This window comes from Citrobacter europaeus, from assembly GCF_037482245.1.
GTDB classification, from domain to species: domain Bacteria; phylum Pseudomonadota; class Gammaproteobacteria; order Enterobacterales; family Enterobacteriaceae; genus Citrobacter; species Citrobacter europaeus.
The window spans coordinates 1,364,758-1,389,300 of the sequence record NZ_CP148084.1 but is presented as its reverse complement, the minus strand read 5'-3'; the positions used below and the strand labels follow the sequence as shown (position 1 = coordinate 1,389,300).

The following is a 24,543-nucleotide window of genomic DNA, read 5'->3' as shown; positions in this document are numbered from 1 at the left end:
TTACTGAGCCGGTGATTGTTCGGCATTAACGGTCAGACGCGCAACCTGGTTAGTTCTGATAAAACGACTCAGATCGACAGGTTTACCCTGGAACTGAATCTGCACTGCCGCCGGAGCGCCAATTTTCAGTTTGTACGGCGCCTGACCGGTCAGGTTCAGATTGCCGTCTTTACGCTGCATCCCGCTGAACAGTTTTTTACCGGTCGCATCGGTGACTTCCAGCCAGCAATCGGCGGTAAAGTTCATCACCAGCGCGTTAGGATCGGCAGCTGGCGTAGTCACGCCAGCCTGATCGGTCGGCAGCGGTGCTGCGGTAGTTGGCGCTGCGGTTGCGGTATCGACGTTAGCCTGAGAAGGCGCCACAACGGCGTTCTGCTGCGCATCAGCGGCAGGTGCCGGGGTCGCTGCCGCATCTGCCGTAGGCGCTGCGTCCGCCACTGCACCATCGTCCGGTGCCGGAGTCGTCTCCTGGCCCGCTGCGGCGCTGGTATCTAACGGTACGTTCTGCGCACCCTCTTTACCGGCATTCAGCTCAGCGGAGGATTGATCGGCCATGGTGGTGATCTCTTCCTGCTGCGCTTTATGGTTTTGCCACCACCAGGCGCCTGTCAGCCCGACAACGACAAACAGTACCAGCCAGGTAAAGGTCATTAACCAGCCGTCGCGTTTCTTACGACGCTTACCGAGCGAGAAGCTCTGCATCGGCGCGACTTTGGCAGGACGAATCGGAGCCTGTTTTTCCAGCCCTGGCAACAGTTCTTCTTCAGGAATATGCACCAGACGCGCATAAGAACGGATGTACCCGCGCAGGAATGTTGAAGCGAGATCGGCTGGCGCCTTATCTTCTTCAATATCGCGTACCGTGGAGACCTTCAGGCAAAGTCGCTCCGCGACTGCCTGCTGGCTGAATCCGAGTTGTTCACGGGCATTGCGCAGACGAACGCCGGTGGATAGTGCTTCATTTTTGTCGTGCGTGGCTTCAGTATTCATTCGCTACAGCTGCGTAAATTTGGGTTCTGATGCCGGCGAGCCACAATGCTCACCCACACCGCGAAACATCTGGTCAGTTAACCTTCGTCAGACAGTATAAAACGGTCAGACTATCAATGACAAAACAGCGTAAGCCTGAGGGCTAAACGCTTGTTGCGCCGTTACATACTGCCTTAAAGTCGACAAAAACGCACCGTTATTATTGACCTGACGACGACAACAAAAAACCTCATATGGCTTACATTACACTACGGTACATGAATTGTACCGTAGTGCACTCAACATCAAACGGTCTTAATGTCGATAGCGTCGCCCTGCATACGCTTACGCAGAGTACGCTTGGTACGGTCGATAACGTCGCCCGCCAGCTGACCGCAGGCAGCATCGATGTCATCGCCACGTGTTTTACGCACGATGGTAGTAAAACCATAGCTCATTAACACTTTGGAGAAACGATCGATACGGCTGTTAGAGCTACGACCATACGGCGCGCCCGGGAACGGGTTCCACGGGATCAGGTTAATTTTACACGGCGTATCTTTCAGCAGCTCGGCCAACTGATGCGCGTGTTCAGTGCCATCATTGATGTGATCTAACATCACATACTCAATGGTCACACGTCCCTGGTTAGCGTTGGATTTCTCCAGATAACGACGAACCGCGCCAAGGAATGTTTCGATATTGTACTTTTTATTGATAGGTACAATTTCGTCACGAATTTCATCGTTCGGCGCATGCAGAGAAATTGCCAGCGCGACGTCAATCATATCGCCCAGCTTATCCAGCGCAGGGACCACGCCTGACGTGGAGAGCGTGACGCGGCGCTTGGACAGCCCGAAACCGAAGTCATCCAGCATGATTTCCATCGCCGGCACCACGTTAGTCAGGTTGAGCAGCGGCTCGCCCATCCCCATCATTACCACGTTGGTAATAGGACGCACGCCCGTAGCCTTCACCGCCCCGACGATTTTCGCCGCGCGCCAGACCTGACCAATGATCTCCGATACCCGCAGGTTACGGTTGAAGCCCTGTTGCGCCGTAGAGCAGAATTTACACTCTAATGCACAACCGACCTGTGAAGAAACACACAGGGTCGCGCGATCGTCTTCCGGGATATACACCGTTTCAACGCGCTGATCGCCAACTGCAATGGCCCATTTGATCGTACCGTCAGAAGAACGCTGCTCTTCCACCACTTCCGGGGCGCGAATTTCAGCCACTTCTTTCAGCTTGTTACGCAGCACCTTATTGATGTCAGTCATGTCATCAAAGTTATCGCTGCAATAGTGGTACATCCACTTCATGACCTGATCGGCACGAAACGGTTTTTCGCCCATCTCTTTGAAGAATTCGCGCATTTGCTGACGGTTCAGATCCAGCAGGTTAATTTTTCCATTTTTATTTGGAACCGCAGGAATGACGACTTCAGAGGTGTTAACTAATTCAGACATAATTTTTTCCGGCCTCGTTGTTACACGTTGTGGCCCGTGGAGGGTTAAAAAGAAACGCCCCGGCAAGCGATCTGCTCTTCCGGGGCGTTGCATTGTACAAAGTCTGGCGCAGGGATGCCACGTTTGCACGAAGCATTAGCGAAAATAATATGTAAAGGAAGATCGTAGGCCTGATAAGACGCATCAGCGGCGCCATCAGGCAAAGCAGAGCCGGATGCGCAAACGCTTATCCGGCCTACAGGACGAGCTTATCAGCGAGTGCGCGGGCAAACCTCGCCTTCACCAAAGAAATAGGCGATTTCGCGCGCTGCAGATTCAACGGAATCAGAACCGTGAGTACCGTTCTCGGTGAAGCTGTCAGCGTAGTCTGCACGCAGAGTACCCGCCAGCGCATTTGCCGGGTTGGTTGCGCCGAGCAGGTCGCGGTGACGCTGTACGGCATTTTCGCTTTCCAGAACAGAAACAACGATCGGACCGGAAGTCATGAATTCAACCAGACCGTCAAAGAATGGCTTGCCGTCATGCTCAGCATAGAAGCCGCGCGCCTGCTCAACGGTCAGGTGCAGCATTTTAGTACCGACAATTTTGAACCCTGCTGCTTCAAAGCGCGCAAAGATGCTGCCAATAACGTTTTTTGCCACCGCGTTTGGTTTGATGATGGAAAAAGTACGTTCAATAGCCATGATTACCTCTGAAAAAGATGTTTTGTTGTGGTTTACCTGGCGCGGATTATAAAGAGCATCCTGGCAATTGACTATTGATGAAGGTAACATTTCTTTAAAATAAGATGAATTTTAGCAACAAACAGTCACCAACTGATCTACTGCATCGAAAATCTCACCGTCGCCACTTGCCCGGCGTCATCCATCACCAGCAGTTGATAATCCCCTTTCGTCGCCAGCCGTAGCGTAAGATGTTGTCCGCGTTCATCCAGCCTTTCGCCATTAAGAAACCACCAGCGCTCACCTGACCCGCCGGTGGTTCGTACCGGCAATGAGGCTTGTGCAGAACCGGGTAAACGCTTCACAATCGCGCCATCACGCACCCCTGTCAACTGCAACGGCAGCGAATCGTCCTGCCCCAGCGGCGGACACGTGGCAGAAACAGGCGGTAATCTCGCCCTACGGCGTTCTGACTCCGGCAGCCATGGCTCCAGCGGTAAAGGCCAGACGATTAATGTTTGTTCGCGCGCCTGCGGGCAATCTGCCGCCACACGTTTGCCTTCTTCGTCCAGCCAGACGGGGAAACGAATGCCGCTCACCCCCTCCTGCTCGGGCAATAGCAACGTTGGCGGCTGGCTGCCGTCCAGTATCCAGGTTGCCAGACGACGTCGACAGTTGCTGTCACCGGGCGCAAGAGATTGCCCACCAGGCCAGCACACCACGCCACGGCTAACGGATACCGGACGCGGATCTTCCGGCTGATTTGTCCCGCGAGAGAGCAGAAGATTATTGACCTGATTAAGCAGCGGCACGGCACTGGCAAATCCAAACTGGCCCACAACTGGCGTTCCGTCTGGTCTGCCAGTCCAGATACCGATCACATAACGAGCGTTAACACCAATCGCCCACGCATCGCGATAGCCATAGCTGGTGCCCGTTTTCCACGCCAGCGGGACCACTCTGCTCAAAGCGTTATCCGGTAGCGGTTGCGCTTCATCGGCCATAATACGGCGAATAATCCACGCCGCGCCCGCCGACATCAACGGACGTTCAAGCAGTGGGTCGCCCGGCTGCAGACGCAGTTTTCCCGCTTTTCCCTGGCGAGCAAAGGCGCTGTAGGCTGCGGCTATATCTTCCAGCCTTGCCCCCGCGCCGCCTAAAATCAGCGACAGATTCGGCGCTGCCCCTGCGGGCAGATACAGCGGTAAGCCAACGTTACGTAACGATGCGGCAAAACGCTTCGGGCCATAGGCTTCGAGTACCTGCACGGCGGGTAAATTCAACGACCTTACCAGCGCTTCGCTCATACTCACCGGTCCATGAAAACCGCTGTCAAAATTCCCTGGTCGATAGTCCCCGGTTCGCCGAGGTACATCCTGCAACAACGAAGCAGGATGAATGAGTCCGTCATCCAGCGCCAGACCATATACAAACGGCTTTAGCACCGAGCCCGGCGAACGGATCGCATTCACCATATCCACATGACCAAAGCGGGAGTCGTCATTCATATCTACCGACCCCACCCAGCCACGCACGCTCATATCGGTGTGATCGACCACAATCATCGCCAGCGAACTGCGTGCAGGTAAGCGCCCCTTCCAGTTTTGCGCCAGCTCTTCCAGTTGGCGCTGCAACCCGGCGTCAAGGGTGGTCACGATTTTATCGCTTCGGCTTTTTCCCAGCATCATGCGCGAGAATAACGGCGCTAACTGCGGCATTTGTCTGGGCGCCAACCAGACCGGTTCTTCGCGCGACTCCTGTACCTGTCTGGCAGGCCAAATGCCCTGCGTCGCCATACGTTCGAGCACTTTATTGCGCGCCGCTTGCGCGCGATCCGGCCAACGGTCCGGGCGCAGACGACTCGGCGCCTGCGGCAGCACCGCCAGCAGCGCAGCATCGGAATAACTTAATTGCGCGGGCGATTTGCCAAGATAGGCCCAGCTTGCCGCCCCCACGCCCTGCAGCGTACCGCCAAATGGCGCACGGTTAAGATACAGCGTCAGGATGTCGCGCTTGGAGAGGTGCCATTCCAGCTGCAATGCGCGCCAGAGCTGGCGGAACTTGCCGCCGAAGGTTCGCGGATGGGGATCGAGTAATCGTGCTACCTGCATGGTGAGCGTACTGCCGCCCGAAACCACACGCCCAGAGGAGAGGTCCTGCCACGCTGCGCGCAGCACGGAAAACGGATTGACGCCGGGATGTTTCCAGAACCAGCGGTCTTCGTAGTTAATTAACGCCTCAAGGTAGCGAGGCGATACCTCATCAATAGCCACCGGATAACGCCAGATACCGTCCGCATCGGCGAAGCGCCACAGCGGCGTACCATCATGCGCCACCACGACCCGTGCCGGATCGACTTCGTGCAGCGGCAGCGGCCAGATTTTATCTGCCGCCCAAACCGCCGCCAGAAACAATAGCGCAACGGCTGCCACCCAGAGCCAGCAGCCGCGTTTACCCAACCCGCGCATCATTTACGGTCTGACAATCAAAAGTCCCTCTGTCGCACCGGTCGCGCGCCACTGCGGAACATACATTGATTCCACCTGCGGGACAGGAACCTGGTAGGTCCCCGGCGTTACCGCCCGCGCCAGATACACCAGCGTAACCGGTTGTCCTTCATTGACCGCCACCGCGGCAACAAAGCGATCGTCACGGAATTCAACGTGCTGGATATCCGCTTGTTGCATCTGATTGAGCAGATTCGCTACTTCGCTACCGCTATCCTGCAGGCTTGCGCTGCCGTTGGCCAGATTCTGGTTTTCCAGCTCCAGGCCGGCTGGCAGTAAATCGACCACCAGCGCATCCGGTACATTCTGGCTGGCTTTCACCTCCAGCCAGACCAGCACCAGCTCGCCGCTGCGCAGAGAATCCAGCGATTTGCTGTTTCCGTCGAGCCCCAGGATTTGACGCTCAATATGCAAAACGTTGCTGGCAGGCGTCGGTGAGGTTTGCGGGTAACCGCTCACATCCAGACGCAGCCACAGTGGCAGATTACCGGTATTGGTGACGCTCAGCGTAGACAACGCATCGGCATCCAGATTCCGCGTCTGTGATTTCTCCCCGGCTAACGGTTGTTCAGAGAGTGACGTTTGCGCCTGCCATGTGCCTGGCAAGTCCTGTAACGTACGCGCGGCAAGGAACAGCGCATTATTTTCCTGAGTAGAGAGCCAGCGCTGCCCAAAGGCCTGTTCTGACAAGGTGTTCAGCAAGGTATTCTGCACGTCAGGTTTGAGTTTGTTCTCTTCCAGCAAGGCCAGCATCAGCGCGTTGTCGCGCAGCTGGCTGCCGTAATCCGCCATCCACTGCTGCGCGTCGCGACGTGGTGTATTCAGCGCCAGGGTCAACGCCTGTTCACTGCGGTTGGCATCGCCCATGTTTTTCAGCGCGATCCCCAGTTGCAACAGCGGTAAACCGGAAGCGGCCTGTGCACGGTGATCCCAGATCTCACGCAGCGCGCCGAGCGGGGCTTTCTGCTGACGAGCCAGCACCAGCGCGGCGTAGGCCTGTACGGCAAATCGGCTTGCAGATGCGTCGTCGGTATAGCGAATCGACATCATGCCCGGATCCTGCAAATAGCGCAGCAGCCGCTCGTTACCCCGGTTAATCACCTCCGCCGGGACGCTGTAGCCCTGTTCATTCGCTCGCACGAGGAAATCCATCACATACGCGGTCAGCCAGTACTCTTCCGATCCGTTTTTATCCCACAGCGCAAAACCGCCGTTATCACGCTGCATTTGCAGTAAACGAGAAATACCAATGTCTACTGCCGCACGGCGTTTTTCATCGCTATCACCCGCGATACCTAACGCCTTCAGCTGCGCGGCGTTGGTATATAAAGAAGGGAACAACCCGCTCGCCGTTTGCTCGAGGCAACCGTAAGGGTAGGCTTTCAGTTCGCGGATGTAGCGCGCCAGATTCAGCGGCGGCTTACCGCTAAACAGCAATTGCCCCTGCATCGTCGCTGGGGAGAAATTGGTCAGTTCTTCGACCGGAAGCTGCCAGGTTGCCCCCGGCTGAAGTGCGACGCCGTTATTCACGGTTTGCGCCGGGAATGCCGGTCGCACGCCAATCTTCCACTGTTTATGCTGCACAGGCAGCGTTTCCCCCGGTAAAGTCAGACCGCTAATTTCTGCCTGAATTTCGCCATCGCCAAAACCCTCCCGCGCACGCACCGGAATAAACAGCGTAGTCCGTACGCCTGGCGCCAGATTCACCGGGGCGGGATCTTGCCCCATGAGTTCCAGCAGACCGCTGGCCGCGAGCTTAATATTCAGCGTTTGTGGTTTGTCAGTCAGGTTGGTCACATCCAGCGTCAGACGCGAGGTATCGCCCCCCGCCAGAAAGCGCGGCATGTTCAGTTCAGCAATCATCGGCGCGGCGACAATCACTTTGCTTTCGCTGCTGCCAAAATCATCCGCCGTCCAGGCTTGCGCCATTACCCGCAGCTCGCCGTTGAAATCACCAATCGGTAACGTCACCGTACCTTCGCCCTGCTCGTTAAGCGTGACCGGCAGCGCCTGTTGCGCCACAATATTGACGTGATTGACCGGTGGCTTACCGCCGCGTTTTAATTCATCGCCATCACCACCAAAGCGCAGCGCCGCCAGGCGCCCTTGCCCTTCGATCACCTGGCCGTAAATATCATAAATATCTGCGCCATAGCGTTTTTGCCCGAAAAACGCCTGCCACGGATCCGGCGTGGCGTAGTCGGTAATGTTCAACACCCCGCTGTCGACGGCTGAGACCAGCACATTAACCTGCTTTGGCACCTCGCCATTTTTAACGCTGGCTTTAATCTTGACGGTCAACGGCTGATTTGGCCGTATTTTCGCCGGGCTTTCCAGGGCCAGCGCCAGACGACGGTTTTCATCGCCTAGCGGTAAATGTAGTAAGCCGACCGCCCGTTTTGGCGTTGCCGAACGGGACTTGTCGCCAGGACGAACCACCAGCGCACTGAGATACAAATCGTGGCGATTCCAGGCTTTATCGACCGGGATGGAGATATCGAGACCATCCGCCGGTACGTCTATTTCTTGCCACCACAGCGGGCCTTCGCTGGATTCCACCATTGCATAACCTTTGCCAGCAGCGGGAGCGGCAACGTGTAGCTTCATGGTATCGCCAGGACGATAGCTGGGTTTATCAAGTTTCAGGGTCACGCGATCGGGACGCACTGCCCCACTGCCGTCGCTGTTATCCTGCCAGCTATAACCCGCCCAAAAGCGTACGCTGCTCACCGCATCATTCGGGGCTTTGACTTCCAGACGATAGGCACCCCACTCAACCGGAAAGCTGACTTTACCGGTCTCATCCGCTTTAAGATCCAGTGTCTGCTCACCCTCAACAAGATCCTTTTGATCGAACTGTGATTGCCAGCCCTCGCCTTCAGACCAGTTCCAGTAATAATCACGACGTTCACGGATCAAACGCACCTGCAAGCCGGACACCGCTTTTTTATCGCCTTGCGCATCGGCATACACAATATCGAAAGCAGCGTTGCTGTCTTCATCGACAATAGGCTGATTCACGGTGGTATCGGTGCGGTAATCATAAACGGCTTTTGCCGCAAACTGCGGACGAATACCCGGCAGTGTGTCCGCAGGCCAGATGGCTTGTTCAGCCCGACGCGTTACCGGACGGCCACCTGATTCCAGCAGGCTGGCTTGCAGGATCACCTGTAACGGAGAATGTGTCTCCTGCCATTGGCTGTTGGTAGTCACTTCGCCGCGACCGTGATCGTCCAGCGTCAACTGCACTTCATCGAGACTGCGGGAAAGATTTTCTTCGGCAATATTACCAAACTGGAACCCCGGCAGTGCCTGCACGGCTTCGCGCAGCGGGCGCAGGAAAAGCTGCCCTTGCAGGGCATTGCCGTTAGCGGGCGCGCCGTACAGGTAGTAGCCCACTACCGAGAACTTCACTTCATCAGTTGGCGCCACCGGTATCTTATTGGCGGTGAGATTGAGCGCCATCCGCTCCGGCATAAAATCTTCAACATGGAAATCCCACATCCGCGACTGGTTGTCGCCTGTATTGGCACGAATATGCCACATACCGGTTGGCGCGCTGCTGTCCAGCGGCCAGCTAAAGCGGTACAGGCCGTTCTCCGGCTGGCTAACTACCGAGCGCAAGACCTGTCCGTCGGGCTTAACGACTTCCAGCTTCACTGGCTGGTCGGGTAACGTTTTACCGTCGCTGTCACGCAGTAATCCGTTGAGGATCACCGTCTCGCCAGGCCGATAGAGGTCACGGGGACCAAACATAAAGAACTGTTTGCTGTATCCCGGCGCACCGGCAATATCAAACTCAGCCAGGTCCAACGCCGGAAGCTTCAGATCCAGCAGCGTGGTTTGTCCGTCTTTGCGGGCCAACAATAAGGCCGCGTCTTTATCGGTCTTAAGCGTTACATGACCCTGGGTGTCGCTGGTTGCCTGCGCCAGCGTCTGCCCTTTTTCGTTGAGTAACGTGACCTCAATACCCTGCTGCGCGGCGCCGTTTTCCAGACTCTGCGTAAAGACATCCAGTTGATTGTGGTAACGGTGCGCAGACACACCAATATCGCTGAGCGTGAACAGCGTAGCGGCATTGCTGTAGTTGTATTGTCCAGCCTGATTCATCACTGCGATGTAAACGCCCGCTTGCTGCAACGGCTTGATATCGCTCAGCGGCAGCAGCAGCTTCTCACGGGTGTTACGCGCCGGATTGAGGTCAAAGCGTCCGGTATAAACCAGTTCAGCCATTTTCAGCAGATTGTCGGACTCCCAGTTTGCCAACGAATTGCGGTATTCCCACTGGCTGACAAACGCGCCGAGCGACTCAGGCTTCACGCGAAAGAAGTTCACATCCACGCTGTTAACGTTAAGAGCCATAACCGGCAGCCCTTCAATCACTTTTCCCGGCAGCAGCGAGCCACGACTGGCGAACCCTACGCTTGGCTGAACGTCGCGGGTGGTAATGTTTTTTTCATAATCTATAGAGAACGTCGCTTTATTCAGCGCCAGCAAATCACGCTCAATAGTCACCACCAGTTCCCGATTGGGTTCAAGATGGCGTAAGCGTAGCTCTTTCAGATTTGGCGCCAGCTCCCAGGCACCATCCACTTTGCCGCTTTTTTTATCAACAACGTGCACGACGCGGGAAAAATCTTGTTCTGGATCGAGGGGAATGGAGAAGGTCAACACGAGCGTTGCCGCACCGTCGAGCTGGACCTCTGAGGCATCCAGCAGCGTCAGCGACTTGCCCTGGCTTTGCTGCATCAGCTTTTGTAATTGGGCCTTGTCTTTTACTGGCGCAGTCTGGGAAGCTGGCGAGTCAGGTTTCGCAGCCGTCGGTGATTTTTCGTTATTATTATCGCACCCAACCAGTGCCAGCATCAGCATGCAGGCCGCTACGCGTAAATGTTTCATTTTTCATCCCTGGCCGTAGTGGCCCGTTAGCTACGTAGAACAACTATTATGCGTCAGATTTCCGGCTGTGGAAGCCAGTAACTGTACAACGTTGTCCTAATATTAGTGATTAATGTGGATTCGCCTGACAAATCAGCCTCTTTTACTTGTCGCTTTGTACTAAACGTCCGACAATTTGCCAAAACCTGGTAAAAATGGAGATGCCTATGACCACCGCCTTCTTTGTCGCTGCCGACTGGCTTGCCGAACACATTGACGACCCGGAAATACTAATTCTTGATGCCCGGATGGCACCTCCAGGACAGGAAGATCGCGATGTTGGCGAGGAGTATCGTGCGGGCCATATTCCTGGCGCAGTCTTTTTTGATATTGAAGCGCTTTCCGACCATACGTCACCGCTACCGCATATGATGCCGCGTCCGGAAGCCTTTGCTGTAGCTATGCGTGAGCTGGGCGTTGATCAGGATAAGCATCTGATTGTCTACGATGACGGAAATCTGTTTTCCGCTCCACGCGCATGGTGGATGCTGCGGACTTTTGGCGTCGAGAATGTCTCCATTCTGGCGGGCGGTCTGGCAGGCTGGCAGCGTGATGAGCTAATGCTCCAGGAAGGAGATGAGGATTTACCTGAAGGTGAATTTAACGTGGCATTTACGCCTGAAGCCATCGTGCGCGTTACCGATGTTCTGCTGGCCAGTCATGAAAAAACGGCGCAGATCGTCGATGCCCGTCCGGCTGCGCGTTTTAATGCTGAAGTTGACGAGCCGCGTCCAGGCCTGAAACGTGGTCATGTGCCCGGTGCGCTTAACGTACCGTGGACAGAGCTGGTTCGTGACGGTGAACTGAAAACCACCGACGAACTGGATGCTATTTTCTTCAGCCACGGCGTAAGCTTTGACCGCCCCATCATCGCCAGTTGCGGCTCTGGCGTAACGGCTGCTGTCGTGGTACTGGCGCTTGCCACGCTGGGCGTTTCTAACGTCGCATTGTATGACGGCGCATGGAGCGAATGGGGAGCGCGGAGTGATTTACCGGTAGAACCGGTATTATAAAGCTGGAAATGCCGGATGGCGCTTCGCTTATTCGGCCTACATAATAACGCACATCCCAGGCCGGGCAAGTCGTATGCGTCGCCACCCGGCCTGGTCTTTTAGATAATCCGGTTCTGTTTAAAGTCGCGCAGGAAACCACCCCAGCGGCGCTCATAGAACGGGGCGATGTGCTCAGTGATAAAGTGGCTGACGCCCTTCTCGCCTTTCTTCACCTGGCAAATATCAATCGGTTCATCGCCCGGCAATGTGTCGGTTGCGACGCTGCCCGCAGCGTGGATGATCTCTTCAATATCCCCTTCCGCTTCAATACCAATCAGCAGATTCGGCTGGGCTTCCGCGTTTTCTTTGATTGAGCAGAGAAACGCGCGTTTTACCGGCTTGATGGTTTTAAACAGCGTGGTCAGCGAGTCGATCATCTGCGCTGGCGGCTCAGCGACTTCAGAGAGGATCAGCGATTCACCGCCTTCGAGTACTTCCTGGGTGCTCAGCGGATTACCCTCTTCCCCCATCAGCAGGCTTACCTCACGCGGCATAAATTCTTTGCCGGTCGGCAGTTTCGCGTTGAGAAACAGCGTTTCGCCGAGCGTCATTTCAAACAACGTACGCACCGGCATCACGACAAACGCTTGTTCATCTTCCACCGCCTGTTGCAGGGCTTCCAGAGAGGTGAAGAACGGGATCACGGTCGTGCCGTCTTCTTTCTCCCAGTGCTGCAGATCGAGGGCGCTGTCTTCAACCACCGCCTCACCTTCAGCGGCGGTACCCGGTACCCAGACGGTGGATTCCAGTAAAGTACGGAAAAATGCCGGACGATGCGCAGGCTCTGTCGCCGCTTGCTCCAGCAATGTTTCTAGTTCATTTTTTGATTCGGACATAAGTATCACAAATTGGATGAATACATGTAGGCCGGATAAGCGTAGCGCCATCCGGCAATACAGTCATGAATTAGGCAGTCAGCAGATTCGCGATAGTGCGCACACCCAGACCAGTTGCACCCGCAGACCACTGCTCAACCGGCGCTTTGCGATAGGTCGCAGAGCAGTCGATGTGCAGCCAGCCCTGCTGGTAGTTTTCCACGAAATGGGACAGGAAACCCGCCGCGGTGCTTGCGCCAGCCGGGTAAGCCGCACTGCCGGTGTTGTTCAGTTCAGCAAAGTTAGACGGCAACTGGCTTCGGTGGAACTCTGCCAGCGGCAGACGCCAGAACGGTTCGTTTTCTTGCGCCGCACTGGCCAGCAGGCGAGCAGCCAGCTGATCATCAAAGCTAAACAGCGCGTGGTAATCGTTGCCCAACGCTGTTTTCGCCGCGCCGGTCAGCGTGGCGGCATCAATGATCAGTTCCGGTTTCTGCGCGCTGGCGTCGATCAGGCCATCGGCCAGCACCAGGCGTCCTTCGGCATCGGTATTCATCACTTCAACTTTTTTACCGTTGCGATAGTGAATAATATCGCCGAGCTTAAAAGCGTTGCCGCTGATCAGGTTATCCGCGCAGCACAGATACAGCTTCACGCGCTTGTTCAGACCACGGGTGATGGCAAACGCCAGCGCGCCGGTGACCGTTGCCGCACCGCCCATGTCGGACTTCATTGAGTCCATAAATGCGCTTTGCTTGATGCTGTAACCGCCGGAATCAAAGGTAATTCCCTTGCCAACCAGGCAGGCATAAACCGGGGCCTCTTTGTCGCCTGTTGGGTTGTAGTCCAGCGCCAGCAGCACCGGAGGACGTTCGGAGCCACGACCCACGGTATGCAGTCCCATGTAGTTCTGCTCACGCAGATCTTCGCCTTTGGTGATTCGGTAAGAGACGTTATCACAAGCCACGCCACACAGCAGGTCGACCGCGCGTTGCGCCAGTTGTTCCGGGCCCAGTTCTTCCGCCGGGGCGTTAATGGTATCGCGCACCCAGTCAATAATCTTCAGACGGTTATCCAGCTCTTTGCGCTGTGCTTCGTCCAGAGCAGCCCACTCAACTTTGCGGGTGCCTTTTGGTCCTTTGTAACCCTGCCAGAATGCCCAACTGCGTTCGGTATCCCAGCCTTCACCGTCCAGTTGAACGTGTTTAATCCCCAGACCGTCAATTTTACGTGCGGCGCGCTGGATAAGGCCGAGGTCATCTTTCCCGTTCAGATGCAGGGTAATGCCGTCATTATTAATGCTGTATGTCGCCTTTTCACCCCAGCGGGCGTCAGCGGGTTGCGTGGAAAGCGTAATTTTCATGGCTTCTGTCATTTTATTTATCCTTATTTTCGCGCATACAGGAAAACGGGCCACCCGTGGGCAGCCCGTTGACTTATTCGGCTTCGTCCAGCCAGACCAGCAAAATGGCCTCAAGGATTTTTTCGTTCGATGCCTGCGGATCATCATCGAACTCTTCCAGGTCACAGATCCATTGATGCAGATCGGTGAAACGAACGGTCTTGGGATCGAGGTCGGGGAACGCGTCATACAGCGCCTCGCCGATCTCGCGGCTATCGGTCCACTTCAGTCCCATACTACCCTCTGTTAATGCTCACGCGCATGATTGATTGTGTAACGTGGGATTTCGACCACTAAATCGTCCTCGGTTACCCGCGCCTGACAGCTTAAACGGCTCTCCGGCTCCAGTCCCCAGGCTTTATCCAGCATGTCGTCTTCTTCTTCCGTGCTTTCCGGCAAAGAATCAAAACCTTCACGTACGATGCAGTGGCAGGTCGTGCAGGCACAGGATTTTTCACAGGCGTGTTCAATCTCGATACCGTTACGCAGGGCAACGTCAAGAATGGTTTCGCCGGTCTCAGCTTCCAGAACTGCGCCATCGGGACAGAGATCCTGATGAGGCAAAATAACAATCTTTGGCATATTAAACCTCGTCCACGGAATGGCCTTTCAGCGCGCTACGGACAGATTTGTCCATGCGGCGAGCGGCGAATTCCTGGGTTTGTTTGTCTACGTTTTTAATGGCTTGTTCTATCGCGTCAACATCGTCACCCTGTGCAACCTCGCTCAAGTGCGCGGCGGCGGTGTCGATAGCCTGACGTTCTGCGGCGCTTAACAGCGCGGCATCAGCGTTCAGCGCACCGGATAAACTTTCCAGTACGCGTGCCGCTTCGACTTTCTGTTCTGCCAGCATACGGGCTTTAACGTCCTGCTCGGCAAAACTCATCGAATCCTGAATCATGGAGGCGATTTCACTGTCGGTCAGACCGTAGGACGGTTTAACCTGAATTGAGGACTCAACGCCGGTGGATTTCTCCATAGCGGTGACGCTCAGCAGCCCGTCAGCATCTACCTGGAAGGTCACGCGGATATGCGCGCCGCCTGCCGGCAATGCCGGGATGCCGCGCAGCGCAAAACGCGCCAGTGAACGGCAGTCCTGCACCAGCTCACGTTCGCCCTGCATCACGTGAATGGACATCGCGGTTTGGCCATCTTTAAAGGTGGTAAAGTCCTGCGCGCGCGCCACCGGGATAGTGGTGTTACGCGGGATCACTTTCTCCACCAGTCCGCCCATGGTTTCCAGCCCCAGGGACAGCGGGATAACGTCCAGCAGCAGCATTTCGCTGTCCGGTTTATTTCCGACCAGAATATCGGCCTGGATTGCCGCACCGATAGCGACCACTTTGTCCGGGTCGATAGAGGTCAGCGGCGTACGGCCAAAAAACTCACCGACGCGTTCACGTACCAATGGCACGCGCGTTGAACCACCGACCATCACCACTTCCAGCACATCCTGCGGCTCCACGCCCGCATCTTTCAGCGCGCGTCGGCAGGCCAGCAGCGTACGCTTGACCAGTGCGGAAATAAGTTCATTAAAGGTTTCACGGGTGATTTCACCCTGCCATCCCGCCACGTTAACCGTTACAGAATCAGCGTCGCTAAGCGCGATTTTCGCTGCAATCGCGGCATCCAGCAGTTCGCGCTGTACGCGGTTATCGCTGCGATCGGCCACGCCCGCCTGCTCGCGAATGTAATCGGCCAGCAGATGGTCAAAATCGTCGCCGCCGAGCGCGGAATCACCGCCGGTCGCCAGCACTTCGAACACGCCGCGACTCAGGCGCAGAATGGAAATGTCAAACGTACCGCCGCCAAGGTCATAGACCGCGATCACGCCTTCCTGACCGGAGTCCAGGCCATACGCGATCGCCGCAGCGGTCGGTTCGTTCAACAAACGCAATACGTGCAGGCCCGCCAGACGTGCGGCGTCTTTGGTCCCCTGACGCTGCGCATCATCAAAGTAAGCCGGAACGGTGATTACCACGCCGTCCAGCTCGCCAGACAGCGCTTCGGTTGCCCGTGCGGCCAATGCTTTCAGAATATCAGCGGAGACACGCACCGGGTTAAGCAAACCGGCTGCGGTTTCAATCATCGGCAAACCGTTTTCGCTCGCGTGGAACGTATAAGGCAGATGCGGGTAACGCGCCTGAATATCCGCCAGAGAGCGGCCCATCATGCGTTTTACCGAGCTGACGGTGTTGGCCGTATCCAGCGCGGCATTGGCGCGGGCATCGTAACCGACAGAGTAGCCCTGCTGCTGATAGTGAACCACTGACGGCAACAGGTGGCGACCTTGATGGTCTGCCAGCGTTTCGGCCTGGCCGCTGCGTACGGTCGCAACCAGGGAGTTGGTGGTGCCTAAATCGATACCTACCGCCAGACGACGCTGGTGCGGCGCGGCGCTCAGACCAGGCTCACTAATTTGTAATAAGGCCATTTTCGCTTCCGGAAATTAAAAATCGAGCAGTTTTTCTTCGAGTTGTTCTGCACTGCTTCGCAGTTTATCGAGAAAACGCAGCTTACGCACGGTATCTGCCGCTGCGTCCCACGTCTCGCTATCCAGCTGTTCCACCATCAGTTGATGGCGAACGTTATACATTTCACTGACGCGTTGCATAAACGCATCTAAACGTTGACTGTCTTTTGCCTGTTCAATCTCGTCCAGTTCTTCACGCAGTTCCAGTTGCTCCATCAGGAACGCGGTATCGCGCACCGTGTGCTGCTCGCTGCGGATGTCAAAGCCGTGTAAGGACAATAAGTATTCGGCGCGCATCAAAGGATGACGCAGCGTTTGCCAGGCCTGGTTGATAGTGGCGGACTGCGAAACCGCAGCAAGTTGTTCCGCCTGGGAACCGCTGGCGAATTTATCAGGATGATACTGACGTTGTAGATCCTGAAAACGTAGGCTCAGCGCCTGAGTATCGAGCTGATAACGGGCCGGTAAGCCAAAGAGGGTGAAGTAGTCCATAACATTCTCAGGGCATCGATTCTCTGTTGTTCGATGAGGCAAAACCAGAGAGTCAGGTAAAACAAACCCCACGCGCAGGCGACCACGGTGGGGTTATCAGTAAGCGCGTTACACGTGGAAGCTTTCGCCGCATCCACATTCGTCTTTCACGTTCGGGTTAGTGAACTTAAACCCTTCGTTCAGACCTTCTTTGACGAAGTCTAACTGCGTACCGTCGAGGAATTGCAGGCTCTTACCGTCGATCACGACTTTTACGCCTTTGTCTTCAAACACGGTATCTTCAGCCGCCGGCTCGTCAACAAATTCCAGTACATAAGCCATACCTGAGCAGCCGGAGGTTCTCACGCCCAGACGCAGACCAAACCCTTTACCGCGGTTTGCCAGGAAGGTATTTACACGCGCTGCTGCACTGTCGCTTAAGGTAATCGACATAATAAAACCTCAACTCTTAATTATTTTGCTTCACGTTTGCTTTTGTAATCCGCAATCGCGGCTTTAATCGCGTCTTCAGCCAGAATAGAGCAGTGAATTTTCACCGGTGGCAGTTCAAGTTCGTCGGCAATATCGGTGTTTTTAATTGCCTGTGCTTCATCCAGAGATTTCCCTTTTACCCATTCGGTAACCAGAGAGCTGGAGGCAATAGCGGAACCGCAGCCGTAAGTCTTGAAACGCGCGTCTTCAATGATACCCTCATTGTTGACTTTGATCTGCAACTTCATCACGTCGCCACAGGCCGGTGCACCCACCATGCCGCTGCCCACGTTCTCGTCGCTGTTGTCAAAAGAACCCACGTTACGTGGATTCTCGTAATGATCGATTACTTTTTCGCTGTAAGCCATGATGAATTCTCCTTATCGGTACCGATTAGTGATGTGACCATTCAATGCTGTTCAGATCCACGCCCTGTTTGAACATTTCCCACAGCGGAGAAAGGTCGCGCAGGCGGCCGATGGAGTTGCGAACCAGATTGATGGCGTAGTCAATCTCTTCTTCGGTAGTGAAACGACCTAAAGAGAAACGAATTGAGCTGTGTGCCAGCTCGTCGGTCATCCCCAGCGCGCGCAGCACGTAGGATGGCTCCAGGCTTGCAGAAGTACATGCAGAACCGGAGGATACAGCCAGGTCTTTCAGCGCCATAATCAGCGACTCGCCTTCAACAAAGTTGAAGCTGACGTTGAGAATGTTCGGTGCGCCCTGCTCGAGGTCACCATTGAGGTACACCTCTTCCATATCTTTCACGCCGTTCCACAGACGGTTACGCAGACTGCGCAGGCGCGCCATCTCGGTTTCCATCTCTTCTTTAGCGATACGGTAAGCTTCACCCATACCGACGATCTGGTGCACAGGCAGCGTACCGGAACGCATGCCGCGCTCGTGACCGCCGCCGTGCATCTGCGCTTCAATACGAATACGCGGTTTACGACGAACGTACAGCGCACCGATACCTTTCGGACCATAGATTTTGTGGCCGGAGAAAGACATCAGGTCAACTTTCAGTTGGCTCAGGTCGATAGGCAGTTTGCCCACGCTCTGGGTGGCGTCAACGTGATAGATAATGCCGCGCGCACGGCACATTTCGCCGATAGTCGCGATATCCTGCACCACGCCGATTTCGTTGTTCACGTGCATGATGGACACGAGGATAGTGTCGTCACGCATTGCCGCTTCAAGTTCTTTCAGGTCAATAATGCCGTTACGCTGCGGGGCGAGGTAGGTGACTTCGAACCCTTCGCGCTCCAGCTGACGACAGGTATCCAGCACGGCTTTGTGTTCGGTTTTGCTGGTGATGATGTGCTTGCCTTTTTTCTGATAAAAGTTGGCTGCACCTTTAATCGCCAGGTTATCGGATTCAGTCGCACCGGAAGTAAAGACGATTTCACGCGGGTCAGCGCCCACGAGGTCGGCAATCTGGTTACGGGCGATATCTACCGCCTCTTCAGCCTGCCAGCCGAAACGGTGTGAACGAGACGCTGGGTTACCAAAGTTTCCGTCCAGGGTCAGACACTGCATCATTTTCTCGGCAACACGCGGGTCCACCGGCGTGGTTGCGGAGTAGTCGAGATAGATCGGTAATTTCATTGCTCTATAAACTCCGTACATCGCTTCAATGCAAGGAATCAGGCAACCGGCTGGATGTACGACCGAGTTAACGGGGCGTCGAACGCCCCGGCCTGATTCTAATATCTTATTATCTTTGCCCTAAATAGTTCGTGTTGCAGCAAGGCGGCAAACTTGAGAGTGCCCAGGAGCTTACATCAAGTAAGTGACTGGGGCGAGCAAGTGCGGCCAACGCAGTTGCGGCACGAAATATAACGGGCAAATTATGCGCGTAACTTAACGTCGATCGCGTCTTGAGCACGATTAGTGCGTGGAGCGTCATGCGTGTGCTGGCGACCAGACACATCCAGGACTTCCTGATTATTAACCAGCTCGCCCAACGTAATGTTGTTGAGGAAGCCGGTCAGACGATCGCTCAGATCGCGCCACAGCGCGTGGGTCAGGCACTTATCGCCGCCCTGACAACCGCCTTTGCCCTGGCAACGGGTCGCATCTACAGACTCGTCAACAGCGCTAATCACTTCACCTACTGCGATGCTGCCGGCATCTTTACCCAGCAAGTACCCGCCGCCTGGTCCACGTACGCTGGAAACCAGACCGTTTTTACGCAAACGGGAAAACAGCTGCTCCAGATATGACAGGGAAATTCCCTGACGTTCAGAAATATCAGCCAACGGTACCGGGCCCGTTTCGGAGTTGAGCGCAACGTCCAACATTGCGGTCACGGCATAACGCCCTTTTGATGTCAGTCTCATGTCTTACTTAGCCTCAAACTCGCCCCTGCCCGGGGTTTTTTATTGTAAAATGGGGGTATTGCATAGCAGGGGCAAGTCTGACATTCCCGACTAAATCAGTCAACTATTTACTTGACTAATTTAGTCAGGTATTTGACGTTCCGTGCGCCATTAGTACAGTTACTTGCTTTTATTCTGCTGCTCGATTGAAGCTAAAATCCCACGCAGGATGTTCAGCTCCTGGCTCTCAGGTCGCGCGCGCGTGAACAGACGACGCAGTTTGTTCATCACCTGCCCCGGGTGCCCTTCGCGGATAAACCCGGTCGACAACAGCGTTTGTTCCAGATGACCGTAAAAACGCTCTAAATCATCAACCAGCGGATACTCTGCTTCTTCGTAATCTGCGGTCTTGTCGCTTTCCTGCGTTGCCAGCCAGGCCATGCGCACTTCATAAGAGATGACCTGCACCGCCATCGCCAGGTTGAGCGAACTGTATTCCGGGTTCGCGGCAATGGCGACATGATAATGGCACTTCTGCAGCTCTTCGTTGGTCAGGCCAACGCGTTCGCGGCCAAACACCAGCGCCACCGGCGAATTCGTTGCTTCAGCGACGCTTTTTAAACCGCATTCACGCGGATCCAGCATCGGCCACGGCAGCGTACGCGAGCGCGCACTGGTGCCTACAACCAGACTGCAACCCGCCAACGCTTCGTCGAGAGTATCGACGATCTGCGCGCTGCCGATCACATCACTGGCGCCTGCCGCCAGGGCGATGGCCTGGGAGTCCGGTTTAACCAGTGGATTTACCAGCCACAGATTGGTTAAACCCATGGTTTTCATTGCGCGGGCCACAGAGCCCATGTTGCCAGTGTGAGAGGTTTCCACCAGCACGATTCGAATATTTTGCAGCATTGTATTTCTTCGGCTAAAGATTATTCGGGCATATTATCATAAAACGAAGACATATTCCGAACTCGCTGCTATACTCTGCGCCGTTTTCCCGTTCTTTAACATCCAGTGAGAGAGACCGATGCATCCGATGCTGACCATCGCCGTGCGCGCAGCGCGCAAGGCGGGTAATGTAATTGCCAAACACTACGAAACACCAGACTCAGTAGAAACCAGCCAGAAAGGCAGCAATGATTTCGTGACTAACGTCGATAAAGCCGCTGAAGCGATTATTATCGAAACTATTCGCAAATCTTACCCTCAGCACACCATCATCACCGAAGAAAGCGGTGAGCACGCTGGTGAAGATCAGGATGTTCAATGGGTTATCGATCCACTGGATGGCACCACCAACTTCGTAAAACGTCTGCCGCACTTCGCGGTTTCCATCGCAGTACGCATTAAAGGCCGTACTGAAGTCGCCGTTGTTTACGATCCAATGCGTAACGAACTGTTCACCGCAACTCGCGGCCAGGGCGCACAGCTAAACGGCTACCGTCTGCGTGGCAGCACCGCCCGCGATCTGGACGGCACCATCATCGCTACCGGTTTCCCGTTCAAAGCGAAACAGCACGCCGCTTCTTACATGAAAATTCTTGGCAAGATGTTCACCGAGTGCGCTGACTTCCGCCGCACGGGTTCTGCTGCGCTGGATCTGGCTTACGTTGCCGCTGCGCGCGTTGACGGTTACTTCGAAATCGGCCTGAAACCATGGGATTTCGCCGCAGGCGAGCTGATTGCTCGTGAAGCTGGCGCACTGGTTTGCGACTTCACCGGCGGTCATAACTACCTGGCGACCGGTAACATCGTTGCAGGCAACCCGCGCGTAGTGAAAGCCATGCTGGCGAACATGCGTGACGAACTGAGCGACGCGCTGAAGCGTTAATCTGCTGTGGTGCCGGATACGACGCTCTCGCGTCTTATCCGGCCAATAATTCATACCATACCGCTCTGTAACCTAAAACGGTCTTATCCCCCGCCCCACCGGCACCGCGCTCATCCACATCACTACCGCAGCAGCAATCAGCACCGCACCACCGGCTAACGCCAGCGTCGTCCAGCCAATCTGTCGCCATAGCACAGGCGCTTTATGCCCGCTAAGTCTTACCGCCAGCGAGCGGAAACTGTGCACCAGCAGAGCCAGTGACGTAATCGTCAAAGAGGTTCCTGCCGCCATCGCCAGCGCCGACGCCATGCCCCAGCTAAAAACGCCAACCACTTTACTAAACAGTAAGACCATGATTGCCCCCGAGCACGGACGCATTCCCATTGATAAAACGATCATCAGCCGGGCGCGCCAGTCATCACCGCTTTGCAGCTGTTCAGGATCGGGCAAATGCTGATGTCCACAGCCGCAACCATCGTGATGCACATGATGCGGCGTGAAGGCGGTGAATTTCGGGCGACGCAGCAGCTGGCGCAATTTCTTCAGCGCACGGACGCACAATAAAACGCCCAACACGCCAACCAGCGCATAACTCCCTTTCTCCAGCCAGAAACTACTCATATGTAACTGTCGCGCAGGCAACTGCAAGACGGTGAGCACGATAACGACCAGACCAATAGCGACCAGTCCTTGTAATAAAGACGAGGCCAGCGTCAGGCCGATACTTGATTTGAGTTTCGACGGGTGCGTCGCAAGCCAGGTGGTAATTACGACTTTTCCATGCCCCGGCCCCAGCGCATGCAGGACGCCGTAGAGAAAACTAAACAGCAGCAGCGATCCCCCAGCCTGAGCCGGCCTGGCGGCAACCGCTTTGAGCAAACCGCTCATCTGCTGATTAACGTCGCGCTGCCAGACGATACTTTGCATCATCACCTGCGGCCAGGTCTGCCATAGCCACAGCACGCCGCCTGCTGCCAGCAGTAAAAACACCTCCAGCGGCCATAGCATGAGCCAGCGACGTCTGGCTGCACGTTGTTGAGAAACTACTGACATTGCAGCGTTACCGTCTGTGCAAACTGTTTACCCAACTCCATATCCTCCGGCGGTGCATCTTCTTTATCCAGCGACTGCGCAAAGCTCAGCGTTTGTTCATTCGGCGTCGGCGTATGTACTGAAATACGGCATTTCTGGCTTATGACCTGTCCCAGCCTGGCGTCGCTGTCTTTGTCATAACTCATATCAACGTAGTAGGTCGGGTCGAAGGTTGAAATGGTATATTTTTGTCCACTCAGCGGCTGAGCTTCAGCCAACGGCAGAACGAACGTCAGCACCGCCTGGTGTTCCTCACGCTCCATACCATATTCCGTCGGCCTGTTTTTAAACTTTACCTTTTGCCCGTCGTGCCACACTTCGGTGAAATAGTGCTGACCGAGAACGTTGGCCATCACTTCCGCCGCCAGTTTTTTCCAGATCTCATCACCAGGTTTGGCATTCCCCGCATCATAAAGCAGATCCGCCGAGGTAATTTCATCCATCGTCCAGCGCATTTTAAGCGCGACGAACCGATCATTCGCGCTCACTATCTCGGTTTTCAGATGAATAAAGCTGTGGGGATGCGCGCCTGCGCCAAAGGACAGGAGAGCGAGAAACAACGTGACAATGATACGTTTAACGCCTTGCATGAGTTCTCCACGATAAAAATCTACACCGCCACAAATAATGAAGCTGGGTTTGGCGAAAGAGTGCTGAGGATACCATTGAACGAAAAAATGTTGAGTCTCCTTTTCCGGTATCGATTCAGTTCTCAATTTCGATAATTTCTTCTTCGGCAAATCCCGTCCAACTACCTTATCTGGGTCACGACTTAAGTTAAATGATAATTAAATGTTAATTTATAGTTTCATTTTAATATTTTATTAACACTAAACTTGAATGGCTGAATGTAAAACCATGCAAAATTAACTTAAATTTAACCATTTAATTTCCAAACATTAACAATAATGGGCATGGATCACATTCAGGAAACTCATGATTCATTCCCTATTCCATTCGTTGTTAACTTCACGGCGTGACATGTCCTGCCCCCTACGAAAGGTACAACTATGAAATTCAAACTCGCATTACTCAGTGCAACCCTGGTTTCTGCATGCATGTTGTCCGGCACGTCCTTTGCGGCGGAAAAATATGAAATTGCTGTGGTTGCCAAGGTCACCGGGATTCCGTGGTTTAACCGGATGGAAACCGGCGTTAATGAAGCAGCAAAAAAACTGGATGTGAATGCTTATCAGACCGGGCCTTCCACGCCGGATCCAGCGCAACAGGTGAAAGTCATTGAGGATCTGATCGCCAAAAACGTCAATGCGATCATCGTGGTACCGAATGATGCCAAGGTTCTTGAGCCGGTACTAAAAAAAGCACGCGATAAAGGCATCGTAGTGCTGACGCACGAATCCCCGGATGAGCAAATTGGCCAGTGGGATATCGAAACCATCGACAGTGAAAAATACGCCCAGGCCAACGTCGATGAGTTAGCGAAAAACATGGGTGGTAAGGGCGGGTACGCTATCTATGTCGGTTCGCTGACGGTGCCGCTGCATAACGCGTGGGCGGATTATGCAATTAAGTACCAGAAAGAAAAATATCCGGAAATGTTCGAGGTCACTTCACGTCTGCCGGTCGCGGAAAGCATCGATAAATCCTACGCCACGACGCTGGACCTGATGAAAACCTATCCGCAGATGAAAGGCATTATCGGCTTCGGCTCGCTGGGTCCAATCGGTGCGGGTCAGGCTGTGCAGAAAAAACGCGCCAAAGATAAAATCGCCGTCGTCGGGATCGCTATGCCAGCACAGGCTGCGCCTTACCTGATGCGTGGTGATATCAAAAAGGCGCTGCTGTGGGATCCAAAAGATGCGGGCTACGCGCTGGTAACGGTTGCCGATCAGCTGTTACAGGGTAAAGCAGTGAACGCCGATCTGAGTATTGATGGTTTAGGGAAAGCCGATATCGACACGGAGAAGAAAGTGATCCGCTTTAACAAGATCCTCGAAGTCACCAAAGACAACGCACAATCACTTGGTTTCTAAGGCTTTAGCCGACACCAGGGAACCTTAACGCCGGCCGTCTGGTCGGCGC

At 54.8% G+C, this 24,543-nt stretch carries 21 protein-coding genes; 3 read left to right on the top strand and 18 right to left on the bottom strand.

Going from position 1 to position 24,543, the window contains the following annotated elements:
* The 5 genes from rodZ to WHR59_RS06355 form a co-directional block, all read right to left on the bottom strand.
* Positions 1-990 carry a cytoskeleton protein RodZ gene (gene rodZ, locus WHR59_RS06375; protein WP_043017187.1) on the bottom strand — a complete coding sequence of 330 codons (990 nt, stop codon included), beginning with the start codon at positions 988-990 and terminating at the stop codon, positions 1-3.
* 284 nt (positions 991-1,274) lie between these two features.
* Entirely contained in the window at positions 1,275-2,441 is a 1,167-nt protein-coding gene (locus WHR59_RS06370; RefSeq protein WP_003037713.1) for a bifunctional tRNA (adenosine(37)-C2)-methyltransferase TrmG/ribosomal RNA large subunit methyltransferase RlmN, read from the bottom strand.
* 251 nt (positions 2,442-2,692) lie between these two features.
* Positions 2,693-3,124 (bottom strand): nucleoside-diphosphate kinase, encoded by a 432-nt coding sequence (ndk, locus tag WHR59_RS06365; protein ID WP_003037710.1) that lies wholly within the window; start codon positions 3,122-3,124, stop codon positions 2,693-2,695.
* Between the two features lie 137 nt (positions 3,125-3,261).
* Positions 3,262-5,574 carry a peptidoglycan glycosyltransferase PbpC gene (pbpC, locus tag WHR59_RS06360; RefSeq protein ID WP_338843737.1) on the bottom strand — a complete coding sequence of 771 codons (2,313 nt, stop codon included), beginning with the start codon at positions 5,572-5,574 and terminating at the stop codon, positions 3,262-3,264.
* Positions 5,575-10,509, bottom strand: coding sequence for an alpha-2-macroglobulin (locus WHR59_RS06355; protein WP_338843736.1), 4,935 nt, complete (start codon positions 10,507-10,509; stop codon positions 5,575-5,577).
* A 206-nt stretch (positions 10,510-10,715) separates the two neighbouring features.
* On the opposite strand from WHR59_RS06355, the gene sseA reads away from it, so the two are divergent.
* Complete coding sequence (sseA, locus tag WHR59_RS06350) at positions 10,716-11,561, top strand: 3-mercaptopyruvate sulfurtransferase (RefSeq protein ID WP_338843735.1); 846 nt, start codon at positions 10,716-10,718, stop codon at positions 11,559-11,561.
* Positions 11,562-11,659: 98 nt separating this feature from the next.
* Here the strand turns inward: sseA and sseB are convergent, their stop codons facing one another.
* The 11 genes from sseB to trmJ form a co-directional block, all read right to left on the bottom strand.
* Positions 11,660-12,436: an enhanced serine sensitivity protein SseB gene (gene sseB, locus WHR59_RS06345; RefSeq protein WP_047409515.1), complete on the bottom strand. Its 777-nt coding sequence runs from the start codon at positions 12,434-12,436 to the stop codon at positions 11,660-11,662.
* 70 nt (positions 12,437-12,506) lie between these two features.
* Positions 12,507-13,790, bottom strand: coding sequence for an aminopeptidase PepB (gene pepB / locus WHR59_RS06340; RefSeq protein ID WP_043017192.1), 1,284 nt, complete (start codon positions 13,788-13,790; stop codon positions 12,507-12,509).
* A 61-nt stretch (positions 13,791-13,851) separates the two neighbouring features.
* Positions 13,852-14,052: a Fe-S cluster assembly protein IscX gene (gene iscX, locus WHR59_RS06335; RefSeq protein WP_003037694.1), complete on the bottom strand. Its 201-nt coding sequence runs from the start codon at positions 14,050-14,052 to the stop codon at positions 13,852-13,854.
* An 11-nt stretch (positions 14,053-14,063) separates the two neighbouring features.
* Positions 14,064-14,399, bottom strand: a complete 336-nt coding sequence (gene fdx / locus WHR59_RS06330; RefSeq protein WP_003037690.1) for an ISC system 2Fe-2S type ferredoxin — start codon at positions 14,397-14,399, stop codon at positions 14,064-14,066.
* A gap of 1 nt (position 14,400) precedes the next feature.
* Positions 14,401-16,251 (bottom strand): Fe-S protein assembly chaperone HscA, encoded by a 1,851-nt coding sequence (gene hscA, locus WHR59_RS06325; protein ID WP_087052439.1) that lies wholly within the window; start codon positions 16,249-16,251, stop codon positions 14,401-14,403.
* Between the two features lie 15 nt (positions 16,252-16,266).
* Positions 16,267-16,782, bottom strand: a complete 516-nt coding sequence (hscB, locus tag WHR59_RS06320) for a co-chaperone HscB (RefSeq protein WP_003838436.1) — start codon at positions 16,780-16,782, stop codon at positions 16,267-16,269.
* 108 nt (positions 16,783-16,890) lie between these two features.
* On the bottom strand, positions 16,891-17,214 hold the full coding sequence (gene iscA, locus WHR59_RS06315) for an iron-sulfur cluster assembly protein IscA (RefSeq protein ID WP_003835203.1): 324 nt from the start codon (positions 17,212-17,214) through the stop codon (positions 16,891-16,893).
* A 20-nt stretch (positions 17,215-17,234) separates the two neighbouring features.
* Positions 17,235-17,621, bottom strand: coding sequence for a Fe-S cluster assembly scaffold IscU (iscU, locus tag WHR59_RS06310; RefSeq protein ID WP_002913991.1), 387 nt, complete (start codon positions 17,619-17,621; stop codon positions 17,235-17,237).
* A gap of 25 nt (positions 17,622-17,646) precedes the next feature.
* Complete coding sequence (gene iscS, locus WHR59_RS06305; RefSeq protein WP_003835233.1) at positions 17,647-18,861, bottom strand: cysteine desulfurase; 1,215 nt, start codon at positions 18,859-18,861, stop codon at positions 17,647-17,649.
* A gap of 242 nt (positions 18,862-19,103) precedes the next feature.
* Positions 19,104-19,595: a Fe-S cluster assembly transcriptional regulator IscR gene (gene iscR / locus WHR59_RS06300; RefSeq protein ID WP_003037674.1), complete on the bottom strand. Its 492-nt coding sequence runs from the start codon at positions 19,593-19,595 to the stop codon at positions 19,104-19,106.
* 159 nt (positions 19,596-19,754) lie between these two features.
* Positions 19,755-20,486 (bottom strand): tRNA (cytosine(32)/uridine(32)-2'-O)-methyltransferase TrmJ, encoded by a 732-nt coding sequence (gene trmJ, locus WHR59_RS06295; RefSeq protein ID WP_338843734.1) that lies wholly within the window; start codon positions 20,484-20,486, stop codon positions 19,755-19,757.
* A 118-nt stretch (positions 20,487-20,604) separates the two neighbouring features.
* Between trmJ and suhB the strand changes: the two genes are divergently transcribed.
* A complete protein-coding gene (gene suhB / locus WHR59_RS06290) occupies positions 20,605-21,408 on the top strand; it encodes an inositol-1-monophosphatase (protein WP_003037670.1) in 804 nt (267 codons plus the stop codon).
* A 72-nt stretch (positions 21,409-21,480) separates the two neighbouring features.
* Here the strand turns inward: suhB and WHR59_RS06285 are convergent, their stop codons facing one another.
* Entirely contained in the window at positions 21,481-22,461 is a 981-nt protein-coding gene (locus WHR59_RS06285) for a nickel/cobalt transporter (RefSeq protein ID WP_338843733.1), read from the bottom strand.
* Positions 22,452-23,090, bottom strand: coding sequence for a DUF1007 family protein (locus WHR59_RS06280; RefSeq protein WP_043017196.1), 639 nt, complete (start codon positions 23,088-23,090; stop codon positions 22,452-22,454). Before WHR59_RS06280 ends, WHR59_RS06285 begins: the two co-directional genes overlap by 10 nt.
* 420 nt (positions 23,091-23,510) lie before the next feature.
* Between WHR59_RS06280 and WHR59_RS06275 the strand changes: the two genes are divergently transcribed.
* A complete protein-coding gene (locus WHR59_RS06275) occupies positions 23,511-24,494 on the top strand; it encodes an autoinducer 2 ABC transporter substrate-binding protein (RefSeq protein WP_043017197.1) in 984 nt (327 codons plus the stop codon).
* The last annotated feature ends 49 nt before the right edge of the window (positions 24,495-24,543 follow it).